This window comes from Petrotoga halophila DSM 16923, assembly GCF_002924615.1.
Genome location: NZ_JALY01000240.1, coordinates 1 through 4,116, shown reverse-complemented (window position 1 = coordinate 4,116; position 4,116 = coordinate 1). Strand labels below are relative to the sequence as shown.

Here is a 4,116-nt window from a genome sequence, read left to right as displayed (position 1 = left end):
TTTCACATTTTCTAGCCATCTATATTCCTCCTTAGCCTACACTTTTTTCTGTCTTTTGGAATTCTGAAACTTAATAATTAGCTCTCTTTAAAGCTCATATTTAAATTTGCCCTTTTGCATGATTTTTTTGTGAACACAAGCGCAAATTTTTCTCTTAAGAATTTTAGTTCGTTTCTCTGTAAATAAAGTACAAATCCATTTCGTTGTCACCAGAAACGTAAACTGGAAATCCTAAGATGGCACCTTTAGAATTGACTTTTACAATCTTGCCAGTAAATACGGATGGAGGAGTTACAACTATATTATAACCGTATTTTTCGAGATTAGTGGCTATGGATCCAGAAACCATATTGCCAAGTTCTCCTATAGCACTAATCGCCATATCATTAATCTCGTCTATTTTCATCATACCATCCATCATATTATTAACTATATCTTTTGCTACATTTTCGGTAAAGGAATAAAGAATATTTCCTTCAAGTTCACCAGTAAAACCTATATTAGTAACCACATCGTAATGTTTTTCGATTTCTTGGACGACATATGGCTTTTCCAAATAAATATCTATCTTTGTGATTATCTTAAAGGTGTTTTTGAGAGAGGCGAGTACTGAATTTATTATATTAACGTCTATTTAAGAGCACCTCCAGTTCTAAGACCATTTTGTTCCTTCAGCGGTATCTTTTATTTCTATACCAATTTTGCTTAAGTTATCCCTTATGTAGTCAGAAAGATTGTATAACTTTTCTTCTCTAAGAACAGATCTTACGTTTAGAATAATTTCCATTAGTTGATTTAATTCTAGATTATTCTTCTTTACTTGTTCATTAGTTTCAAAAACCCCTAAAACACTCCCATAAATATTTCTTATTATATAATAATTATTTTTTATTGTTTCTTCATCACGTGAATTTAACGCTTTGTTTAAATCTCTCGATAATTCGAAGATTCTTGCTACAACAGATGGTGTGTCAAAATCATTCGAAAGGCCACTAATGAGATACTCTTCTTGTTCTTTAAAGTAATTCATTTCTTGAGGATAAGGCACTTTCCCGTTAAAGAATTCCTCAGCTTCATTCAATGATTCTTTAACTCTATTAACTGATACCTCTTGGGTATGAAGCAGTTCCTCGCTTATATCTATAGGTATACGATAGTGTTTGCTGAGTATAAAAATTTTTAAGACATCCGAATCAAATTTTTTCAAAAGGTCTCTTAAATACCAAACGTTCCCTAAGGATTTTGACATCTTATCTTGTGCCATACGAATCATTCCGTTGTGCATCCAATATTTTGCAAAATCCTTACCACTTTTTGCTAAAGCTTGGGCTCTTTCGTTCTCGTGATGAGGAAAGATGAGATCGTTACCTCCCGCATGAATATCGAAGGTATCTCCTAGTATTTCAGAAGACATAACAGAACATTCTATGTGCCACCCTGGACGACCTTTTCCCCATGGGCTTTCCCAAAACGGTTCTCCTTCTTTTGAAGATTTCCAAAGGGCGAAGTCCAAAGGATTTTTTTTGTATTCAGAAACATCTACTCTGATCCCGACTTTCAGATCTTCAATCTTTCTGTGCGATAACTCTCCATATCTTGAAAATTTTCCAACTTCAAAGTAAACATCTCCGTTTTCAGCTTTATAAGCGTAACCTTTTTCTTCAAGTTCTTTTATATAAGATATAATTTCATCAACATAAGTAGTAGTTTTCGGGTGAAAATTAAAAGCTCTTGCTTTAAGAGCCGTCATATCTCTCCAATACTCAATTATATATCTTTTCCCTACCTCTTCGAAAGGTAGGTCCTCTTTTTTTGCTTGATCGATGATCTTATCGTCTATATCGGTGAAGTTCTGTACTAATGTAACTTTGTAACCAATATATTCTAAAAAACGTCTAAAAGCATCAAATATTATAATAGGCCTTGCATTCCCAATGTGTAACAAGTTGTAGACTGTTGGTCCACAAAGATAAATTTTTATTTCGCCTTCTTTTACCGGTATTAAATCAACTAATTGTGCACTTAATGTATCGTATATTTTAATTGTAGGAAGAGATTTCAAATCTCGATCACCCTTTGGAGCCTTTCCAAAACAGTGTTTCTACCTAACAAAAATATCGTATTTATCAAATCAGGTCCATGAAATGAATCCGTTAAAATTTTTCTTAAAGACATGTAGAATGGTTTCTTTTGAGGGTCGGCTTCGTTCATAGCATTCTTTAAATTTTCTGTTATAGTTTGTGTATCCCATCTGTCATCTTCATTGAAATACTTATAAACTAAGTTAATAGCTTCTTTTACTCCTCTTTTATCGAAGTATTCTTTAAATTCAGGATCATTTGTATCTGGGAATACATCTTTTAAAAAAACTTCCATTTTTTCGGGTATTTCACTTAATATATCAACAGAAGAAAGAATAGTTTCTAAAGCTTTAATAACCCATTTTTTGTTTACTTCATATTGTTCTTTACTTAGTAGTTTTGATCCAATCACAAAAGGTTCTGCGAGTTGATAGATTTCTTCCAGAGATTTGTTTCTTAGATACTGCCCGTTCATCCACTTTAATTTTTTCTCGTCAAATATTGCGGGGCTTGAATTGACCCTATCCAAGGTAAAATTATCAATTATTTCAGAGAGAGGCAATATTTCTTTACCTTCAGGATGAGACCAGCCAAGCAAAGCCAAATAATTGTCAACAGCTTCAGGCAAATATCCCTGAACCATAAACTCTTCGACAGAGGTAGCACCATGTCTCTTGGATAATTTTTTCCCATCTGGTCCTAAGATCATCGAAACATGTGCAAATATTGGGGGTTCCACCTCAAAAGCTTCATAAATTGCCATTTGTCGCAAAGTGTTTGGTAGATGATCGTCCCCCCTGATAACATGGGTGATTTTCATTTCTATATCGTCCACAACGACAGCAAAATTATATGTAGGTATACCGTTGCTTCTTAGAATTATAAAATCACCTATAGAACCTTTCTTAAAGATAACTTTACCCTTTATTTTATCATCGAGTTCATAATCTTTTTGAGGCATCTTCAAAAAAACAACGGGGTTTAACCCTTTGTAATTGTACTCTTTTATTCTTTCCTTTGTGTTGTACTTTGAAATCAAATCATAGGTATAATGTGGTGGTTTACCTTCGCTGATTAACTGGTTTTTTACTTCTTCTATTTCTTCTGGTGAGATATATGCCTCATATGCTTTCCCTTTTTCTATTAGTTCTTTTGCTCTTCGTTGGTAGATTTCTAACCTTTCACTCTGTCTATATGGTCCATAATCTCCACCGATTAGAGGCCCTTCATCCCAATTCAAATCCAACCATTTTAGAGTGTTTATAAGTTGATCTTCGGATTCTTTTGTTGAACGTTCTATGTCTGTGTCTTCAATTCTTAAGATAAATTTTCCTTCATTTTTTTTGGAAAAGAGATAGTTAAAAAGTGCTGTTCTAGCTCCACCAACGTGGAGATATCCCGTTGGACTTGGTGCAAATCTTGTTCTTACAGTATTTGAGATCATCGTTTAGTCCTCCAAAATTTTTTGATTTTATTAAAGAAGTAAATATTTGTAGAAAGCACAAATACTTTTTGAATCGGTAATTTCACCTTTTTTTATCATCTCTTTCATTTCATCTGTGGTTACTTTTAAGACTTCAACAAACTCGTCATCATCTGGATTGACTCCTACTTCAGTTAATTCTTTGGCCAGATATAAATATATTTTTTCCGTTGAAAAACCTGGGGTTGTGTATATGTATCCTAACTCAACCCATTTGTTTGCTTGCTTTCCTATTTCTTCTGCTAATTCCCTTTTGCCACATTCCAAAGGGTTCTCATTAGGTGAGTCAAACTTTCCTGCAGGTATTTCTATTAATACTTTTCTTATTGGGAATCTGTATTGTTTAACGAGGTAGATGTTTCCTTCATTATCTACTGGCAATATTGCTACTGCTCCAGGATGGTTAACAACTTCCCTGGTTGATGTGTTTTTGTTTGGTAATTCAACGTTGTATTTTTCTAGATTCAAGATTTTTCCTCTAAAGATAACTTCTTTTGATAATTCTTTTTCTATTAAATCCATATTTAAACTCCTAAATTCCTAAATTATGAT

Annotated in this window: 4 protein-coding genes; all 4 read right to left on the bottom strand. The window is 33.3% G+C overall.

Translation table 11 applies throughout. The annotated features are described in order from the left end of the window. Positions 1–163: 163 nt before the first annotated feature. On the bottom strand, positions 164–556 hold the full coding sequence (locus tag AA81_RS11680) for a chemotaxis protein CheX (RefSeq protein WP_245857173.1): 393 nt from the start codon (positions 554–556) through the stop codon (positions 164–166). A gap of 96 nt (positions 557–652) precedes the next feature. Beyond that, a complete protein-coding gene (gene cysS, locus AA81_RS11675; RefSeq protein ID WP_169926305.1) occupies positions 653–2,044 on the bottom strand; it encodes a cysteine--tRNA ligase in 1,392 nt (463 codons plus the stop codon). 14 nt (positions 2,045–2,058) lie between these two features. Continuing rightward, positions 2,059–3,525 carry a glutamate--tRNA ligase gene (gene gltX / locus AA81_RS11670; RefSeq protein ID WP_103899123.1) on the bottom strand — a complete coding sequence of 489 codons (1,467 nt, stop codon included), beginning with the start codon at positions 3,523–3,525 and terminating at the stop codon, positions 2,059–2,061. A 30-nt stretch (positions 3,526–3,555) separates the two neighbouring features. Then, complete coding sequence (locus AA81_RS11665) at positions 3,556–4,086, bottom strand: NUDIX domain-containing protein (protein WP_103899122.1); 531 nt, start codon at positions 4,084–4,086, stop codon at positions 3,556–3,558. Positions 4,087–4,116: the final 30 nt, after the last annotated feature.